General features: G+C 44.8%; 14 protein-coding genes. 11 read left to right on the top strand and 3 right to left on the bottom strand.

The window, feature by feature from the left end; genetic code table 11:
- Positions 1-47 precede the first annotated feature (47 nt).
- From CC90_RS0100055 to CC90_RS0100100, 10 genes are all read left to right on the top strand, one after another.
- Complete coding sequence (locus tag CC90_RS0100055; protein ID WP_031388804.1) at positions 48-1010, top strand: glycosyltransferase family 2 protein; 963 nt, start codon at positions 48-50, stop codon at positions 1008-1010.
- Between the two features lie 79 nt (positions 1011-1089).
- Positions 1090-2499: an undecaprenyl-phosphate glucose phosphotransferase gene (locus CC90_RS0100060; protein ID WP_031388805.1), complete on the top strand. Its 1410-nt coding sequence runs from the start codon at positions 1090-1092 to the stop codon at positions 2497-2499.
- 121 nt (positions 2500-2620) lie between these two features.
- On the top strand, positions 2621-3748 hold the full coding sequence (locus CC90_RS0100065) for an LCP family protein (protein ID WP_035315048.1): 1128 nt from the start codon (positions 2621-2623) through the stop codon (positions 3746-3748).
- A 111-nt stretch (positions 3749-3859) separates the two neighbouring features.
- Positions 3860-4822 (top strand): glycosyltransferase family 2 protein, encoded by a 963-nt coding sequence (locus tag CC90_RS0100070; RefSeq protein ID WP_031388807.1) that lies wholly within the window; start codon positions 3860-3862, stop codon positions 4820-4822.
- A 102-nt stretch (positions 4823-4924) separates the two neighbouring features.
- A complete protein-coding gene (locus CC90_RS0100075; protein ID WP_051869205.1) occupies positions 4925-6499 on the top strand; it encodes a S1C family serine protease in 1575 nt (524 codons plus the stop codon).
- Between the two features lie 198 nt (positions 6500-6697).
- Positions 6698-8290, top strand: coding sequence for an ATP-dependent Clp protease ATP-binding subunit ClpX (gene clpX, locus CC90_RS0100080; protein WP_031388809.1), 1593 nt, complete (start codon positions 6698-6700; stop codon positions 8288-8290).
- 35 nt (positions 8291-8325) lie between these two features.
- Positions 8326-10050, top strand: coding sequence for a S8 family peptidase (locus CC90_RS0100085; protein ID WP_031388810.1), 1725 nt, complete (start codon positions 8326-8328; stop codon positions 10048-10050).
- A 3-nt stretch (positions 10051-10053) separates the two neighbouring features.
- Positions 10054-10506: a signal peptidase II gene (locus CC90_RS0100090; protein ID WP_031388811.1), complete on the top strand. Its 453-nt coding sequence runs from the start codon at positions 10054-10056 to the stop codon at positions 10504-10506.
- 289 nt (positions 10507-10795) lie between these two features.
- Positions 10796-12688 (top strand): ABC transporter ATP-binding protein, encoded by a 1893-nt coding sequence (locus CC90_RS22800; protein ID WP_051869206.1) that lies wholly within the window; start codon positions 10796-10798, stop codon positions 12686-12688.
- A complete protein-coding gene (locus tag CC90_RS0100100) occupies positions 12681-14456 on the top strand; it encodes an ABC transporter ATP-binding protein (RefSeq protein WP_051869207.1) in 1776 nt (591 codons plus the stop codon). Before CC90_RS22800 ends, CC90_RS0100100 begins: the two co-directional genes overlap by 8 nt.
- 125 nt (positions 14457-14581) lie before the next feature.
- On the opposite strand, the gene CC90_RS21980 is transcribed toward CC90_RS0100100, so the two are convergent.
- The 3 genes from CC90_RS21980 to arcC form a co-directional block, all read right to left on the bottom strand.
- Positions 14582-14779 carry a hypothetical protein gene (locus tag CC90_RS21980; RefSeq protein WP_051869403.1) on the bottom strand — a complete coding sequence of 66 codons (198 nt, stop codon included), beginning with the start codon at positions 14777-14779 and terminating at the stop codon, positions 14582-14584.
- A 75-nt stretch (positions 14780-14854) separates the two neighbouring features.
- Positions 14855-15865, bottom strand: coding sequence for an SPFH domain-containing protein (locus tag CC90_RS0100110; protein WP_031388814.1), 1011 nt, complete (start codon positions 15863-15865; stop codon positions 14855-14857).
- 156 nt (positions 15866-16021) lie between these two features.
- Entirely contained in the window at positions 16022-16954 is a 933-nt protein-coding gene (gene arcC / locus CC90_RS0100115; RefSeq protein ID WP_031388815.1) for a carbamate kinase, read from the bottom strand.
- Between the two features lie 329 nt (positions 16955-17283).
- On the opposite strand from arcC, the gene cysK reads away from it, so the two are divergent.
- The gene (cysK, locus tag CC90_RS0100120; RefSeq protein ID WP_031388816.1) at positions 17284-18222 is read left to right on the top strand and encodes a cysteine synthase A; all 939 of its coding nucleotides are present in this window, start codon (positions 17284-17286) and stop codon (positions 18220-18222) included.
- Positions 18223-18279: the final 57 nt, after the last annotated feature.

Here is an 18279-nt window from a genome sequence, read left to right on the forward strand (position 1 = left end):
CAGTGCAGTAAAATGACAATGGCGTAAAAAGGATTAGGGCGAAGCATATGGAGTCGACAGTAGTAATACCTAATTATAACGGAATAAAGTATATGGACGGTTGTCTGAAAGCGCTCTATAAGGGAACGACGGTTCCTAAGGTAATCGTGGTGGACAATGGTTCCTCCGACGAAAGCCTTAAGATTGTGGAGGAAAAATATCCGCAGGTACAGATAATACGCTTTGAGAAGAACGAAGGCTTCAGTGCTGCAGTGAACGCGGGAATAAAGGCGTCGGTGACGGAATTTGTCATCCTGCTCAACAACGATACGAAGGTGGAGCCGCATTTCGTAGAAGCGCTGGAAAGGGCTATAAGAAAAAATGAGGATGCTTTTTCCGTCAGTGCCAAGATGTTGTCCATGAAAGAGCCGGATCTGATCGATAGTGCAGGAGACCTGTACTGTGCTTTCGGCTGGGCGTTTTCTCTTGGAAAAGGAAAGGAAAAGGGCAGCTATGGCAAGGCGGCGGAAATCTTCGCTTCCTGCGCGGGAGCAGCTATTTATAAAAGAGAAGTCTTTGAGAAAATCGGCTATTTCGACGAAAACCACTTCGCCTATTTAGAGGATATAGACATAGGATACCGGGCAAAGCTTTCGGGGTTTCGTAATTATTTTGCACCTGAGGCTGTGGTATATCATGCGGGCAGCGGATCAAGCGGTTCCAGATATAACGAATTCAAGGTAAAGCTTTCTTCCAGGAACAGCATTTACCTGATATATAAAAACATGCCATTACTGCAGATGCTCCTCAATCTGCCCTTTCTCGTGCCGGGCTTTTTGGTAAAATTTTTATTTTTTATGAAAAAGGGAATGGGAAAAACATATCTTTTCGGCTTGGCAGAAGGCTTTAAGCTGTCCTTTTCTGAACGGGGACGACAAAACAAGGTTCGGTTCGAGGCAAAGAACTGGCGAAGGTATGCAAAAATCCAGTTGGAGCTTTGGATAAACATAATTCGAAGGGCAATGGGATAGTCTATTTATAGAAAATTAAGTTGTACTTTTTGTAATAATATTGTAAAATGTTTAGCAGTATAGGAAATTTGGTGAAGATATGATAAAAGATAACCAAAAGTATTTCAATAGATTGCACCTGCTGGTGGATGCGGTTGTCGTAGCACTTTCCTATTCACTTGCATGGCTCATTAAGTTTAAGACACCATTTGCGAATACAGAGCCGGGCGTCACTGCGTTGTCTGTAGCGACATATTTCAGTGCGCTTTATTTTATTGTGCCCGGGTACGTTTTACTATATTATTTTTTTAATATGTATACGCCTAAACGGGCGACAAGAAGAAAGTATGAAATATCCAGTATTTTTAAAGCGAATACCGTAGGTGTATTTCTGTTCATGGTAATGTTGTTTGCCGTTAAACAGGAACATTTTTCGCGCTCCTTGATTTTCATTTTTTATGTAATCAATATTATTTTGACTACTTTGTCAAGATCGATGATTCGAAATGGTCTGCAATATTTCCGTAAAAAAGGGTATAATCTAAAGTATGTTCTGCTAGTGGGTTATTCCCGGGCGGCAGAGGAATATATTACGCGAATCAACGCGAATCCCCAATGGGGATATGTGGTAAGGGGAATACTGGACGACAGGGTTCCGGGAGGAACTTTATATAAGGGCGTAAAGGTATTGGGAAGAATCGATAACCTGCTCTATATATTGCCGGAGAACAAACTGGATGAAATCGCGGTCACGCTGGCCCTCGAGGATTATGACAGGTTGGAGCGAATTGTGGATTTATGTGAAAAATCTGGCGTGCATACGAAATTTATTCCCGACTATAACAGCCTTGTGCCCAGCAGGCCGTATACGGAGGATTTGATGGGACTTCCCGTCATCAATATCCGCTATGTTCCGCTGACGAATACTTTGAACTGGGTGGCGAAGCGTGCAGTGGATGTGGTCGGTTCCCTTTGCGGAATCATCATTTCTTCGCCGATTATGCTTGTTACAGTCCTTCTTATAAAGGGTACCAGCCGCGGGCCGGTGATTTTTAAGCAGGAGAGAGTCGGGCTTCACAATAAACCGTTTAAGATGTATAAGTTCCGCACAATGGAACTGCAGAAGCCTTCTCAGGAACAGAAGGCATGGACTGTAAAGGACGACCCCCGCGTGACGAAGGTGGGCAAGCTTCTCAGAAGGACGAGCATCGATGAATTGCCACAGCTCTTTAACATATTGGCGGGAGAAATGAGTCTGGTGGGACCCAGACCCGAAAGGCCGCTGTTCGTTGAAAAGTTCAAGGAAGAGGTTCCGCGCTATATGATCAAGCATCAGGTGCGCCCCGGGCTTACCGGATGGGCACAGATCAATGGCTATAGAGGTGATACTTCCATAAGAAAGCGCATCGAATACGATATATTTTATATAGAAAACTGGACAATGGGTCTGGATGTGAAAATCATGTTTTTAACCGTGTTCAAAGGCTTCATTAATAAAAACGCCTATTAATTTTTGATTAAGAAAGTTTATTAAAACTGCATGTTAAGAACATTTTGAAGAGGTTCTTATTAAATAAAATATTTATTTAGGTATAAGCAGTAAATTTGCAAGAAGATAAGGGAGAATGAAAATGGCTACAAATTCAAAGAAGAGCAGAAACAGTGAAAGCGTTAAGGCTTCAGGAAATAGCAAGGGAAAGAAGATGTCCGCGAAGGAAAGGGAGAAAAAAAAGAGGAAAAAGATTCTTCTTTTTATCGTGGAGATATTCGTATTGCTCATTATGGTCGTAGTTCTTTACGGTGTGCTTAAAGGAGAAAAGGTCGGCAAGGTAGAACTGAACGAGGACGAATTAGTTATCAACGAAGAAGTAAAGCAGCGGGAAGAGACGACAAATATGAAGGGCTACCGCAATATTGCCCTATTCGGCGTGGACTCTACGACGGGAGCTTTGACAAAGAATACGCGAAGCGATACAATTATGATTGCTTCCATCAACCAGGATACGGGAGATTGCAAGCTGGTTTCCGTATACCGCGATACCTATCTGAATCTGAGTAACGATACTTATAATAAATGTAACTCCGCTTACGCGAAGGGCGGCCCGGAGATGGCCATCAATATGTTGAACATGAATATGGATATGAATATCACGGACTTCGTAACGGTAGGCTTTGCAGGACTAACGGATACTATCGATGCGCTGGGCGGCATTATGATCGACGTAGACAGTGCGGAAATCCATCATTTGAACAGTTATCAGTTTACGATGGCAGAGGATTTGAAGCGCCCTTATAACGAAGTGACGCAGACGGGGTATCAACTCCTCAACGGCCTTCAGGCTACGGCATACTGCCGTATCCGTTATACGGCAGGAGATGACTTCAAGAGGGCGGAGCGCCAGAGAGAAGTATTGATGGCGGTTGCGGACAAAGCGAAGACCGCTTCACCGGCAACCTTGAACGAGATTGCCAACGATGTATTCAGTGAGGTTTATACTTCCCTCGACTTGACGGAGATTGTAGAACTGCTGGGTGGTATCAGTAAATACAACATCGTGGATCAAACCGGATTCCCCAACGAGCAGTATAGGGCTACGGGAACCATCGGATCTAAGGGAAGCTGTGTTATCCCTGTAGATTTGAAGGAAAATGTGGAGTGGCTGCATCAATTCTTATTCGATGAGACGTACACCGTTTCTTCGGACGTACAGACATACAGCGATAAGATAAAGAGCGATACGAGTTCATATATCAGGTAGTTATGGATATTTAAATGATAGAATAGTATAATAAACAAAAAAGGGCCTGAGAATAAGAACAGGTCCTTTTTATTAAAATCAAGAAATTATCAAATGGCGAGAGGGAGACGGATGAAAGAAGTTGATGTAATTATTCCTGTGTATAAGCCGGATAAAACATTTTTTACGTTGATAGATAAACTGGAGAAACAGACGGTTCCGGTAAGAAAAATAATTGTAATGAATACGGAGCAAAAGTATTTTGACAGACTGATATACGGTACGCCTTTTGCTGAAAAATACAGCAATATTCAGGTAACTCATTTGTCCAAAAAAGAGTTCAATCATGGAGATACGAGAAATCGCGGTGTGAAAAGGTCGCAGGCCCCTATCTTTGTTATGATGACGCAGGATGCCCTTCCGGAGGACGAATTTCTGCTGGAGAATCTCATCCGTCCTCTGGAAAAAGAAGGGACGGCGGTCTCCTATGCCAGGCAGCTTCCGGCAAAGGACTGCAATGAAATGGAGCGTTTCACCAGAGCCTTTAATTATCCGGATACTAGTGTGGAAAAATCTGCGGCGGATGTAGAGAGACTGGGGATAAAAGCATATTTTTGTTCGAACGCATGCGCGGCATATAAGAGGGATATCTTTGATTCCTTGGGAGAATTTGTCCGATATACGATTTTCAACGAGGATATGCTATATGCAGCCAAGGCGGTAAAGGCAGGATACTCTGTGGTGTACGCTGCGCAGGCGAGAGTGATTCACTCTCATAACTATACGGGCAGGCAGCAGTTTCACAGAAATTTTGATTTGGGCGTATCTCAGGCGCAGCACCCGGAAGTGTTTGAAGGGATAACCTCTGAAAAGGAGGGATTCGCTCTTGTAAAGAAAATGACCAGTCATTTGTGGCAGGAGGGCTATAGGAGCCAGATTCCTATGTTTTACTTTAACAGCGCATGCCGCTATGCCGGTTTTGCTCTTGGAAAGAATTACCGCAAGCTTCCGGCGAAGCTTATCTTAAAGTTTACGATGAACAAGGAATATTGGGAGCAGGAGAAACGGATAAAATCCAGCAAAAATTTTAGATGATGAAAAAAATAGTTAACAAAAAACGCATATTTTCATCACAAAAAGAACACAATTCCCGAATATACTGAGTTCAAAGATTAGGAAAGGAAAGAGGGAATTGTTATGTATGAGAATAATTATCCGAATGATTACGAAAACAAGAATGTAGTTGATGGTACGGCAAAGGACTTTTCATCCGGCAACGGCAATTTCAGCGGACAGGGCACAGGTAATTATAGCGCAGGCTATAATAATACAAATACTTCCGGTTATGGTAACGGCAGCTATCGTTATGGCAATAACTATAATTATATGGAGAATGCTTATCGTCAGGGAAATGGAGCAGGAGACGGAGGAAATCATCAACCGGGAAACGTGAAGAAGGAAAAGAAGGGCGGAGGCTACCTGAAAAAGACGGCAGCGGCCATAGGGCTCGGATTATTCTTTGGTGTTTGTGCGGGGTTAGGCTTCTTCGCGGTGGAATCCACTACGGGAGCGCTTACCAAATCTACGGTAACGGCAGCTTCGGAAGCAATAGAGTCGGCGAAGGACACAGCAAACACCATTGCTGAGACGGCAAAAAGCATCGATACTACACAGCCGGCGACAGCCATAGTTACTGATGTCAGCGATGTGGCGAAGAATGTTATGCCGGCAATCGTTTCCATTAACAATACTTATACGCAGACGATGACTACCTTTTTCGGTCAGTCCATGCAGAGTGAAGCTACGGCAGCGGGCTCGGGTATTATCGTAGGAGAAAGCGATACGGAGCTCCTCATCGTATCTAACTATCATGTAGTGGAAGGTGCAGATACGCTTAAAGTACAGTTTGCCGACGAATCGGAAGCAGAAGCTCAGATAAAGGGAACTGACGCTGATATGGATTTGGCGGTCATCGCAGTGCCTTTGGAGGGCCTTGGTGCGACCACAAAGGATGCCATTGCAGTTGCAGCTCTTGGTGACTCCGACAGCCTTATCGTAGGAGAGCCGGCAATAGCTATCGGCAATGCTTTGGGCTACGGACAATCCGTAACGTTAGGCGTAATCAGCGCAGTGAACAGAGTCATAGATTTGTCCAGCGCAAGCGGTGGTAGTTCATCCGAGTCAGACGCTACCTTTATACAGACGGATGCAGCGATAAACCCCGGTAATTCAGGCGGAGCTTTGCTCAACTTAAAAGGCGAGGTAATCGGTATCAACTCTAATAAAATCGGTGGAGATGCGATAGAAGGTATGGGCTATGCAATTCCCATTTCAGCCGCAAAACCGATTATTGAGGACTTGATGTTAAGAGAAACGAGAACAAAGGTAGCGCAAGAAAACAAGGGATATCTCGGCCTCTCCCCTCTTACCGTAGTGGATGAAATGTCAGAGACTTACGGTATGCCCAAGGGAGTATATGTATCCCAGGTATATGAAGGAACTGCAGCAGAGGCAGCGGGAATCAAGAAAGGCAATATCATCACGGAATTCGACGGCAGTAAAGTGACCACAGCGGAAGACCTCTTGGGTGTTATGGAATATTATTCCGCAGGCGATACTGTTGATGTAACGATTATGCAGGGCAGCCCCACCGGTTGGGAAAGCAAGACAGTTAGCGTGACCCTCGGTGAAAAATATGCGGGTTATGATACAAATAGCAATAACACAAATAGTAATGATACAAACGGTAATGATACAAACGGTAATGAATAAAGAGTGGATGAAGCGGCTATTTTAAAAATAGCCGCTTTTTTCTAATATATTTATAAAATAACTGTGGGGCAATTTAGAAAATGTTAACTTGTACAACATTTATGGATGCCGTATAATAAAAATCAGTAAATTCAATGCACAAATATAGTACACTATATTCGTGCCGATAAATGAAGTATAAGGAGCGAAGGAATTAAAATGAGCGATTTTGATAATAAAGATTATGAGGAAGAAGAAAGAGAAGATCTAAAGGAAGAGAAGAAAGCATTTTCTAATGAAGGTTCAGAAGAAAGTACCGAAAGAAACGGCTCTGAAAAGGGAGACGACGGCGCTTTGGAGGAAATGAAAACGGAAGAGAAAAAGCCTGATGTGAAAAAAGAAAACGAATATGAGGACGTCTGCTTCATCTGCCGCAGACCGGAGAGCAAGACGGGGAAGATGTTTAAACTGCCCAACAACATATCCGTGTGTAATGATTGTATGCACAAGACTATGGATACGGTCAGCCAGTTCGATTATCAGGGCATGCTGAACAATACCAACCTGAACGGGGACTGGGACAAGCTAAACAAAGGAAAGGGAATTCCTAACATCAGTTTTGTGAATCTGGCAGATTTGCAGGGAGACGGCGGTATTCCCAACAAGCAGAAGCTGAAAAAAAAGAAGCCGGAGGAAGGTGCGGCGCAGGTATTTGACATTAAAAATATTCCTGCACCCCATAAAATAAAGGCACAGCTTGACGAATATGTGGTAGGACAGGAAAAGGCGAAGAAGATTATTTCCGTCGCGGTATACAACCATTACAAACGCGTTTTTACAGGAACAATGGATGAAATTGAAATCGAGAAATCCAACATTCTTATGTTGGGCCCCACGGGAAGCGGTAAGACGTATCTCGTTAAGACTTTGGCGAGGTTGCTTGATGTGCCGTTAGCGATAACAGATGCCACTTCTCTTACGGAGGCCGGCTATATCGGAGACGATATCGAAAGCGTAGCATCCAAGCTGCTTGCAGCGGCGGACAACGATGTGGAAAGAGCGGAAAGAGGCATTATATTCATCGATGAAATCGATAAGATAGCCAAGAAGAAAAATACTACTTCCAGAGATGTCAGCGGAGAGTCAGTGCAGCAGGGAATGCTGAAGCTGCTGGAAGGGGCGGAGATAGAGGTGCCGGTAGGAGCTAACAGCAAAAATGCCATGGTTCCTCTTACTACGATGAATACGAAGAACATTCTGTTCATTTGCGGAGGTGCCTTTCCCGATTTAGAGGAAATCATAAAGCAGCGTCTGAACAAAGGGACCTCTATCGGATATACAGCAGAGCTTAAGGATAAATACGATAAGGATAAGAATATTTTGAGCAAAGTGACGGTGGAGGATATCAAGAAATTCGGCATGATTCCCGAGTTTATCGGACGTTTGCCGATTATCTGCACCTTGGAGAGCTTGTCTAAAGAGATGCTCGTTAAAATACTTAAGGAACCCAAAAATGCCATTCTTAAGCAGTACCAAAAGCTGCTGGAGCTGGACGAGGTCAATCTGGAATTCGACGAGGGTGCTTTGGAGGCGATTGCCGAAAAAGCGATGGAAAAGGATACCGGAGCCAGGGCACTTCGTGCCATTATCGAGGATTTCATGTTAGATATCATGTATGAGATTCCTAAGGACGACAATATCGGACGGGTAACGATTACGAGGGAATATATAGAAAATACTGGAGGGCCGATTATCGATATCCGCAGCAATTCTCTCGAGCTGCCGGATAATCTTAACGTAATTGAGCAGTAGGTCATATAATAGTAAAAAATGAAGAGTAAGTATATATGGCCTGCAGAGAACAGATGTTGTCTAATGATTATATGGAAATCCTGCTGGATTATACATCGCCTTATATAGATGAACTATATCCCGAGAATTGCATTGAAGTGATCGACAATGAGTTCATTGTAGTGCTCGTGGAAAGAAGTTTGCTCCCGCCTATCAGCATATCTACCTTTACCTATACCTCGATTCCGAAGCTGTATGGGCTTATGCAGGAGACCGTTACTCCGGCACAGGGTAATTTTGATCCGCTGAGTTTAATTCGGACTGGAATTCTGCAGGTACAGCGGCCGCCTTTGTCTCTGACCGGAAGAGGTGTCATTATCGGTTTTATAGATACCGGTATACAATATGACCTGCAAGTATTCCGCAGAGAAGACGGCACTTCAAGGATTCTGGCGATATGGGACCAGACGATTCAGGACGGTACTCCGCCCGAGGGTTTTTCTTACGGCACGCTGTATACCAACGAGCAGATAAACGAAGCTCTGCAAAGCGACGACCCGCTTTCCATAGTACCAACCACGGATACGATAGGACATGGAACGGCGATGGCCAGCGTGGCGGCGGGGAGCAATATCAATTTCGGACTTACTTTTTTGGGTGCCGCGCCGGACGCGGATATTGTAGTAGTAAAGTGCAGGGAGGCGAAACAATACCTGCTCGATTATTATTTTGTACCAGAGGGAGTCCCTGCTTATTCGGGGACAGACATCGCAATGGCGGTGAAGTATCTGGACAGCTTCGCCGTAGCGGGAATACGGCCGGTGGTAATGTGCATCGGTATGGGAACGAACTTGGGCGATCATGCAGGAAATTCCCTTTTATCCAGATATCTAAGCCGCATAGCGGAAAAAAGAAGCCGGGCTGTCGTCGTATGCGGCGGCAACGAGGGCAATGCGGAGCATCATTATGGAAGTTCCATTACCATGAGCTCACGAATGGTGGTAGAAGTGGTGGAAGTACGTGTGGACGCTCAGGAAATCGGTTTTGTGATGGAGTTGTGGGGCAGTCCGCCCAATCTGTTCAGCGTAGCACTTCGCTCTCCGGGCGGAGAGGTAATTCCGGCAATCGATTTCAGAAGCAGAACAACGCGAAGCTTTTCCTTTATATATGAAAGGACCAAGGTAACGGTGGACCACATTCTTGTGGAACAGGTAACGGGAGAGGAAGTAGTAGTATTCCGCTTTGAAGCTCCTACGCCGGGAGTATGGACCTTTAATATCGTTATTGAAGGAGACAGCGACTACTCGGAAATTAATATGTGGCTTCCGATTACACAGTTTTTGCAAGGAAATACCAATTTCCTTCGCTCAACGCCTTATACGACGCTTACGGAGCCGTCTTTGGCATACAATGTCATCACGCCATCTACCTACGACGACAGCAACGATAGTTTTTATATAGAGTCAGGAAGAGGATTTGCGAGAGGCAGGGAAGCTAAGCCCGACTTCGCCGCTCCCGGAGTCAATGTCTCCACCGTGCTCGGAGACCGGACCGGTTCCAGCATGTCGGCAGCTATTACTGCGGGCGCATCCGCACAGTTCATGCAGTGGGCGGTAGTGGAGGGAAATCAGCCGTTGGTTCAATCCACCCAGTTGAAGACATATTTCATGAGAGGAGCGAGAAGGGATATGGAGGTTCTTTATCCCAATCGTTCTTGGGGCTACGGGCAGTTGGATATTGAGCGTACTTTTAGAATCATCGCCGGAACGATAGGAGGATAGAAGTTGAATTATATCGGGATAATAGCAGCAATCTTCGGTACGGATTTTTTTATAAAGAATTATATGGAAAAGACCCTCGAAGAAGGAAAAGAAAAGGAAAAAGCGGGAGGCTTTATACGGCTTCGCAAGCATCATAATAAGGGCGCGTTTTTAAACGCGGGGCAGGGACAAAGAATGGTGGTGGCATTCATCTCGCTAATGCTCACGTTAGTTCTTACCGTATTCTTTATTATGACGCTTGGAACGAAAGGAAATACAGTTTTAAAAGCAGGCTTGTCCCTTTTGCTCGGAGGCGCTTTCAGCAATACGTATGATAGATGGAAGAGAGGATATGTGGTAGATTATCTGAGTTTTCATGTCAGGTGGAAATGGCTTAGCAACATTATTTTTAACATATCCGACTTCTGTATCATCATAGGGGCCTTCATTACGGCACTTAGCGTCGGAAACGAATAAAACCGGAGTAATTTTATAAAACAGGAAATGCGCATGGAAGCAGCTATTGCAGGCTGGTACCATGCGCATTTTTTTATATTGTAAGAGGCAAATGATGTACAGCTACGCGTGCGGAACAAAGGCTGTACTGTCAAAGTATTTGGCCGCGGGAGTGCGGAAAGTACATTTTTGTTCTATAAATAGAAAAATGCTCCTAATTATTCTAATTATCACAAAATATGCAATGGTGTAGGATAGGGATTTGTAGTATGATAATCGAAAATAAACGGAGGGGAGAGTATTTTTGTTCATGAAAAAGTTAAAAAAGAACTACGGTTACACTACATTAGAAAATCTGCGCTATGCATTCAGCGGGGCCATGAAATGGCAGCCGCTCATTATCTTATGTACAGTTATCTTTGCCGTATCGGATGGACTGAGAGGTTTTGTATGGATTTACGGTGCGAAAATGATCATTCAGATTTTGGAAAGCGTTCAGACAGGAAACGGATTCAGGGTAATTGCCGGTATTGTTTTTGCAGCGGCAGCCATTGAACTAATACTTCGTTTAGGCACGGAAGCGGGAGTAACTACGGCGTCCTCCAGGATTTCGGATGTAAGGTGTAAATTCATATTATTTACCAATAAGAAAGTAATGACTATGCCCTTTGCTTTGCTGGAGGAACCTAAGGTTTACAATACAAAGAGAAAGGGGGACGAGGGGACATCCAATATGGTGGAGGGAATGGAGGGAATACTTAGGGAAACAGCCCGGTTCCTGTCAGCTTTTATTATGATGGCCGCCGCATCGGTTATTTTATGGAACCAGGCCCCGTTCATGATTCTGGCAATGTTGCTTCTTGCGGTGGGAAGAGGTCTCCTTCATGACCGGATGTCGAAATGGGAGAAGGAAAAATTCCATGATCCGTCTGTTCCCGATTGGCGTGAAAGCTACCACTATTACAGGACGGCCTCCAGTTTTGAATATGCGAAAGATATTCGTATTTTCCGTATGAAGAGCCCTTTGCATGAAAGATATGGACAGGTTCTTGCCCGGATACATACCCGTGCAAAGGAGATGAACAATAAGTGGAGGAATACTCTTTTACAGGAAGGCGCAGTCGGTCTGCTGCAGGAAGGGATCATGTATGCATGGCTGGTGTATGCCGTGCTTAGAAGGGGAATGAGTGTGGCTGATTTCACCCTGTATTTGGGGAGTATACGAAGCTTTAACAGCGCTGTGGCAGGATGCTTGGAACGGTGGAATCATATAGTGAGAGACAGCAGACTGATCAGCGATTTTCGGACATTTCTGGATTATCCGGATAAGGTGGGAGAAGAGCCTCTCAAAAGCACATTTAAGAAAGATTATGAGAGATTCGGCAAAGAGAACGATAAAAAGGATGAGGCGATTCCTTATGCGGAGCAATATGAATTCCGGTTTGAAAATGTTTCCTTTGCCTATCCGGGCAGCGGAAAAGAATATGCGTTAAAAGGATTGAATCTTGTTCTGGAGCCTGGCAGGAGACTTGCGGTGGTCGGTCTTAACGGAGCCGGGAAATCGACATTTATTAAGTTGCTGTGTGGGTTGTATGAGCCGACGGAAGGAACGATTTATATGAATGGTAAGGATATCAGCCGGTTTGACAAGGCGGAATATCATAAGCTGATTGCACCTGTATTTCAGAATGTGGAGTGCTTTGCGCTTCCTATTTCTGAGAATGTTTCGATGAGCGTTCCGGAGGACACAGATAAGGATAAGGCTCTTGACTGCCTTGTGAAAGCCGGTCTGAAAGAAAAGATAGAGAGCTTGCCCCGAGGGCTGGACACGGAACTGCTGAAATTTCTTCATATGGATGGTACGGAGCTATCCGGAGGAGAGAAACAGAAGCTGGCAATGGCGAGGGCCTTATATAAGGATGCTCCCGTAGTAGTGCTGGATGAACCTACCGCAGCGTTGGATGCGCTGGCAGAATACAAAACTTATATGGACTTTGACAAGCTGATTGGAGGGAAAACAGCAGTTTACATATCCCACCGGCTATCCAGTACGAGGTTTTGCCATAAAGTGGCTATGTTTGAAAAAGGGCGCATGATCGAATATGATACCCATGAAAAGTTGCTTGAAAGGGATGGGGAGTATGCCAGAATGTTCCGCATTCAGTCCCAGTATTATCAAGCGGAGGAGGCAGCCTATGAATAAGAAGACGTGGAAAACCGTTGGGTACTTTTACAGGGAAGTGTGCAAGGAAAAACCGGTATATATTGTTTTTCTGCTGTTTGCCATTTTGCTTATGGCAATTTTACCGTTTGTTAATATTTTGTTTCCCAGATATATCATCGATGAGCTGTTGGGACAAAGAAGAGTGGAAGTACTGGCGAGGCTGGTTGTTGCTATGGTAATTTTGAACTGGGCGATCCAAGGGCTGATTACTATTTTCGAACGGGAAAATTATAAACTGGACCACTGGTTCGAGCAATACTTTGATAAGAAATTTGTCCTTAGAAGTATGGAAATGGATTTTGAGCATACGGAGAATCCTGAAGTGCTGAATCAAAGCAATAAAGCACGCGACGGAATGGGCTGGTATTCGGGAGGGCTTTTGGGCCTCAGCAATTGTTTTAAGGAAATAGTAGCCTCTTTCATCACTCTTTTAGGAGTAATGGTAATTATTGCAGGGGCTTCTCCTTTGCTTTTTATCATAGCGCTTCTTTCTGTAGCCGGCGGCTCTTATATCGTGAGTAAGATGAACGGTCTGGAAATTGCGACGTTCAATAAGGGGCCGCAGATCAACAGAGCATTCTGGTACATTCACGATATTCTGGGAGAGAGCCGCTACGGAAAGGATATCAGGCTTTACGGAGCAAAACGGATGCTGACAAGAAAGGGCGAAGAGAGCTTTCGTGGCTTGTATCATTTATTTAAAGAGCTGGAGGACGGAAAGAGAAAATGGGGCTGCCTGAGCGCGGTAATCGCTATGTGTGAAGGCATTGGCATTTATCTTTACCTTGGATATCTGGCGGTTATTGAGAAAATTACGATAGGACAGTTTACTATGCTGATTACGTCAGCCATCGCTTTTCGCACCGGACTGCAGAATATGATAACCCAACTTCAGGAATTAGAGAAAAAGACAGGATTTATGGGAGAATACATCACATTTATGGAGTATAAGGATGCTATGGTGAAGGGGCATAGAAAAGTACCCGATATGAGTCATCCGAGGATTGAGTTTAAGAATGTTTCTTTTTGTTACCCGAGAACGGAGCAGTATGTGCTGAAAAATATCGATCTTACGATAGAACCCGGCGAGCATCTTTCGGTAGTAGGGCTAAACGGAGCAGGTAAGACCACGTTTATCAAGCTGCTGTGCAGGATGTATGATGTTACGGAAGGGGAGATACTGGTAAATGGAGTAAATATTCAGGAATATGAATACGACCAGTATATGAAACTGCTTTCTGTAGTATTTCAGGATTTTAAGCTTTTTTCCATGTCTATCAGAGACAATCTCAGAATGGGGAACTGGGAAAAAGAAGCGGAGTACCTGGAGGTGTTATGTGAGCTGAGCGGAATCAAGGAAAAAGTAGATTCTCTCCCGAATGGGTTAGATACCCTTATTTTTAAATATTTTGATGAAGAAGGAATAGAGCCTTCCGGTGGGGAGCAGCAGAAAATAGCGATTGCCAGAGCTATTTATAAGGATGCGCCGGTAGTCGTACTGGATGAGCCTACCGCAGCCTTGGATCCGGTGGCGGAGTATGAGATATATAAACAATTTGACCGATTAGTAGGGGGTAAAACGGCAGTATATATCTCCCACCGTCTTTCCTCCTGTAAATTTTGTGATAAAATCGCAGTATTTGCAGAGCACACACTTGCTGAATACGGAACCCATGACGAACTGGTAAAGCAGCCGGAAGGAATATACGCAGAAATGTTCCAGGCGCAGGCACAGTACTATGTCTGAATTTATGCGGTGATGGGAACACAACTGCTTATAGTGTTACTGTTCACTTCGTTCTCAGTAACCCATGATTTCTGCATTTGAATTCGCTCCGCGAAACAGAAATCATCTCTTGAATCAAGTTCTTCTTATTTTTCTTTATTTTTTCTCTTTTTAACGCAGTCTGCGAGGAGATACTCGATTTGTCCGTTGATGGAACGAAAGTCGTCTTCCGCCCAGGCAGCCAGTTCATTCCACAAGCTGGGAGAGAGCCTTAACAGCACTTGCTTTTTGGCTTTCTCCTTTTCTTTGATAGCCTTTTCTCCTTTTAGGATGGCAGCTTCCATTTCCTGAATGTTTTGAAGCCTTGCCTTGAGGGCTTCTTCTTTTTGGACCAATTTATCATTCATAAGCGGTACCTGCTAGTAAATGGTGCCCGTATTTACGATAGGCTGCGCATCCCGGTTGCCACAGAGGATGACAAGCAGATTACTTACCATAGCGGCCTTGCGTTCTTCATCGAGAACTACAATTCCTTCGTCACCGAGCTGATCGATGGCCATCTTGACCATGCCGACAGCGCCTTCTACAATCGTCTGACGGGCTGCGATAATTGCTACTGCCTGCTGCCTTTGCAGCATCGCGGCTGCGATTTCTTCGGAATAGGATAAATGTGTGATGCGCACCTCTTTGATTTCGAGTCCGGCCTCCAGCACTCGTCCCTGCAATTCCTGCTTCATGCAATCAGCAATTTCCTGGCTGCTGCCCCGTAAGGTCTTTTCATCCGCATCTTCCTCCATCGTATCATAAGGATAAAGCCGGGCGATATTGCGGATGGTGGAATCGCATTGAATGGATAAAAAGGATTTGTAATTCTCTACGCTGAAAACAGCTTTGGTGGGGTCTGTTACCCGCCATATAACGATGGCACCGATGATGATAGGATTGCCTAAGACATCGTTTACCTTCTGCTTTTCATTGTTCAGTGTCATAGTCTTAGTGGATATTTTCTTCGTGCGAGTAGTGGAAGCAGGCACCTCGGTCGTTTCAGACCCGATGGTAAGATTGAAAGAGGCACCGGCAGATGAGCTTGCCGGATTGAAGCCGGTGGCAAAAGGATTTGTGTAATAAAAACCTCCTTTTTTAATCGTACCGTAATATTTGCCGAATAAGGTCATAACGAGGGCTTCGTTAGGGTTTATGATATGAAAACCTGCCAGCATGATGCAAAGAACTGAAAACATCAAGATGCCCAAAGTTAGTACGAAACCGCCAAGTCCGGGTCTGAACCTGGAGAGCAGAATGCCGCCGGCTACAATAAGGAACACGGAAGCAGCGAGACCGCATAGAATCAGTAAAAGGGCTGCAAAGCCGTTTATCGGAACAATTTCTTTTTCTTCAATCATTTGGATACTGTCGTTATTTTTCTGCATACTCATATAAATCCTCCTAAATAATTATTATAATGATATCAATTTGATATCATTATAATAATGCTAAATTCAGGAATTGTCAAGAAGATAAAATTCGCACAAAAAAGAACGCAGCTCACAGCCGCGTTCTTTCTTATGCTTTGATAAAAATTTTCCTTATACTGTTATAATCGTTCCGCCTTTGCCCTTTATCGCATCTGCTACATTGTCCAGTGAGGCGATGAGGACGCTGCCCTTAGGGCATGCCTTTAGGTAAGCGATTGCAGCTTCGATTTTGGGGAGCATATTTCCTTCACCGAATTGTTTTTCTTCTATATATTTCTGTGCCTCTTCCACCGAAAGGGAGCTTAGTGCTTCCTGATCTTCTTTTTCATAGTTCTTATAGATACAGGGAACTCCGGTAAGAATAATGAGCTGATCGGCATTAAGATCCTGCGCAAGTTTTCCTGCGATGGAATCCTTCTCGATAACAGCGGATGCCCCTTGCAGAGCGTGATTCTGCTCAATAACGGGGATTCCGCCGCCGCCGCAGGCGATAACTACCTGTCCGGCATCTGCCAGAAGACGGATAGCTTCAATCTCCACAATATCGATAGGCTTGGGAGCTGCAACAACTCTTCGGAAGCCCTCACCCGCTTCCTCCACCACATAATTTCCTTTCTGAAGCTCGGCCTCCGCTTCCTCTGCGGACATATTGCGCCCGATGAGCTTGGTGGGCTCATAGAAGGCCTCATCGTAGGGGTCCACGGTAACTTGCGTCAAAATGGTGCTGACTGTCTTCGGTATGCCGCGGCTTAACAGCTCGGCGCGCAGGGAATTCTGAATATCGAAGCCTACATAGCCCTGGCTCATTGCCGAGCAGACACACATAGGTGCCGGAGTATAGTCGGTATATACGCGGCGAAGCTCTGTCATCGCCTTGTGAATCATGCTTACCTGCGGTCCGTTGCTGTGTGTGATGGTGAGCTGATAATCTTCCTCCACCAAATCGGCCAGTGCCTTTGCCGTTATCTTTACGGCATCCCACTGCTGCAATGTCGTATAGCCCAGCGCCTGATGACCAAGAGATACCACAACTTTTTTCTTCATAATTAATAACCATGCCTTTCTTCATAGCCTGCAAACTTTTGTCTGAGGGCGTAATATTTGCAAGCGAAATTAATTTCATTTCACTTTTATAACCATGTTTCTTTCAAACCAATACCCTTATTAAAATATAAGAAAATTATATCAAAATGCTGGGTATTGGACAACCACAATTTGCGATAATATAAAAGAATAAAGTATTTGGAAGGAAAATAATAAAAAAGGTAAAATAATAGTTGACAGATTCCGATGGGAGTGGTAACATTCAATTCATAATAAACCTACTAAGTTAGTATGAAATAGAAAAAGAAAATGAAAGGAGATAGAAGAAAATGGCAAATATTAAGAACAGCGCAACGGAACTTATTGGAGGAACCCCCTTATTGAGCGTGAAGGGCTTCGCGAAAGCGGCGGGAGTAGAAAATGCGACACTTCTGGCTAAGCTGGAGTATTTCAATCCGGCAGGAAGCGTAAAGGACAGAATCGCACTTGCGATGATCGAGGATGCTGAGAAGGCTGGTAAGCTGAAGGAAGGAGCGACGATTATTGAGCCTACATCGGGCAACACAGGAATCGGTCTCGCATCAGTAGCAGCGGCGAGAGGCTATCGGGCAATATTAACTCTTCCCGACACCATGAGCGTGGAGAGAAGAAACCTATTGAAGGCATACGGAGCGGAATTGGTACTGACAGAAGGCGCGAAGGGGATGAAGGGCGCTATTGCCAAGGCGGAAGAGCTTAAGGATTCCATTCCCGGAGCAGTAATACTCGGACAGTTCGACAATCCGGCTAACCCGGCAGTGCACGAAGCTACCACGGGACCCGAAGTATGGCAGGACACTGACGGCGCGGTAGACATCTTTATCGCAGGTGTAGGCACGGGCGGAACCATTACCGGCGTTGGTAAATATTTGAAATCCAAGAAGGCAGACGTGCAGATTATCGCGGTAGAGCCAGAAGCTTCTCCCGTACTTTCCGGGGGTAAGCCGGGACCTCATAAGATTCAGGGTATCGGCGCAGGGTTCGTACCCGCCGTATTGGACACACAAATTTATGATGAAATTATCCCAGTAAAGAATGAAGACGCTTTTGCAGCGGGAAAAGCGATTGCGGTAAAGGAAGGAATTCTGGTAGGAATTTCCTCAGGCGCGGTGCTCCATGCGGCGGTAGAAGTGGCGAAGAGACCTGAGAATGCAGGAAAGACAATCGTTGTTCTCCTTCCCGATTCAGGAGATCGTTATCTTTCCACACCTTTGTTCGCAGAAGAGTGAAGGAAAGCTCCCTTGAGTTATTTATGTAAAGAACGTTAAAACGTCCATAAGAAAAGG

This window comes from Kineothrix alysoides (assembly GCF_000732725.1).
GTDB classification, from domain to species: Bacteria; Bacillota; Clostridia; order Lachnospirales; family Lachnospiraceae; genus Kineothrix; species Kineothrix alysoides.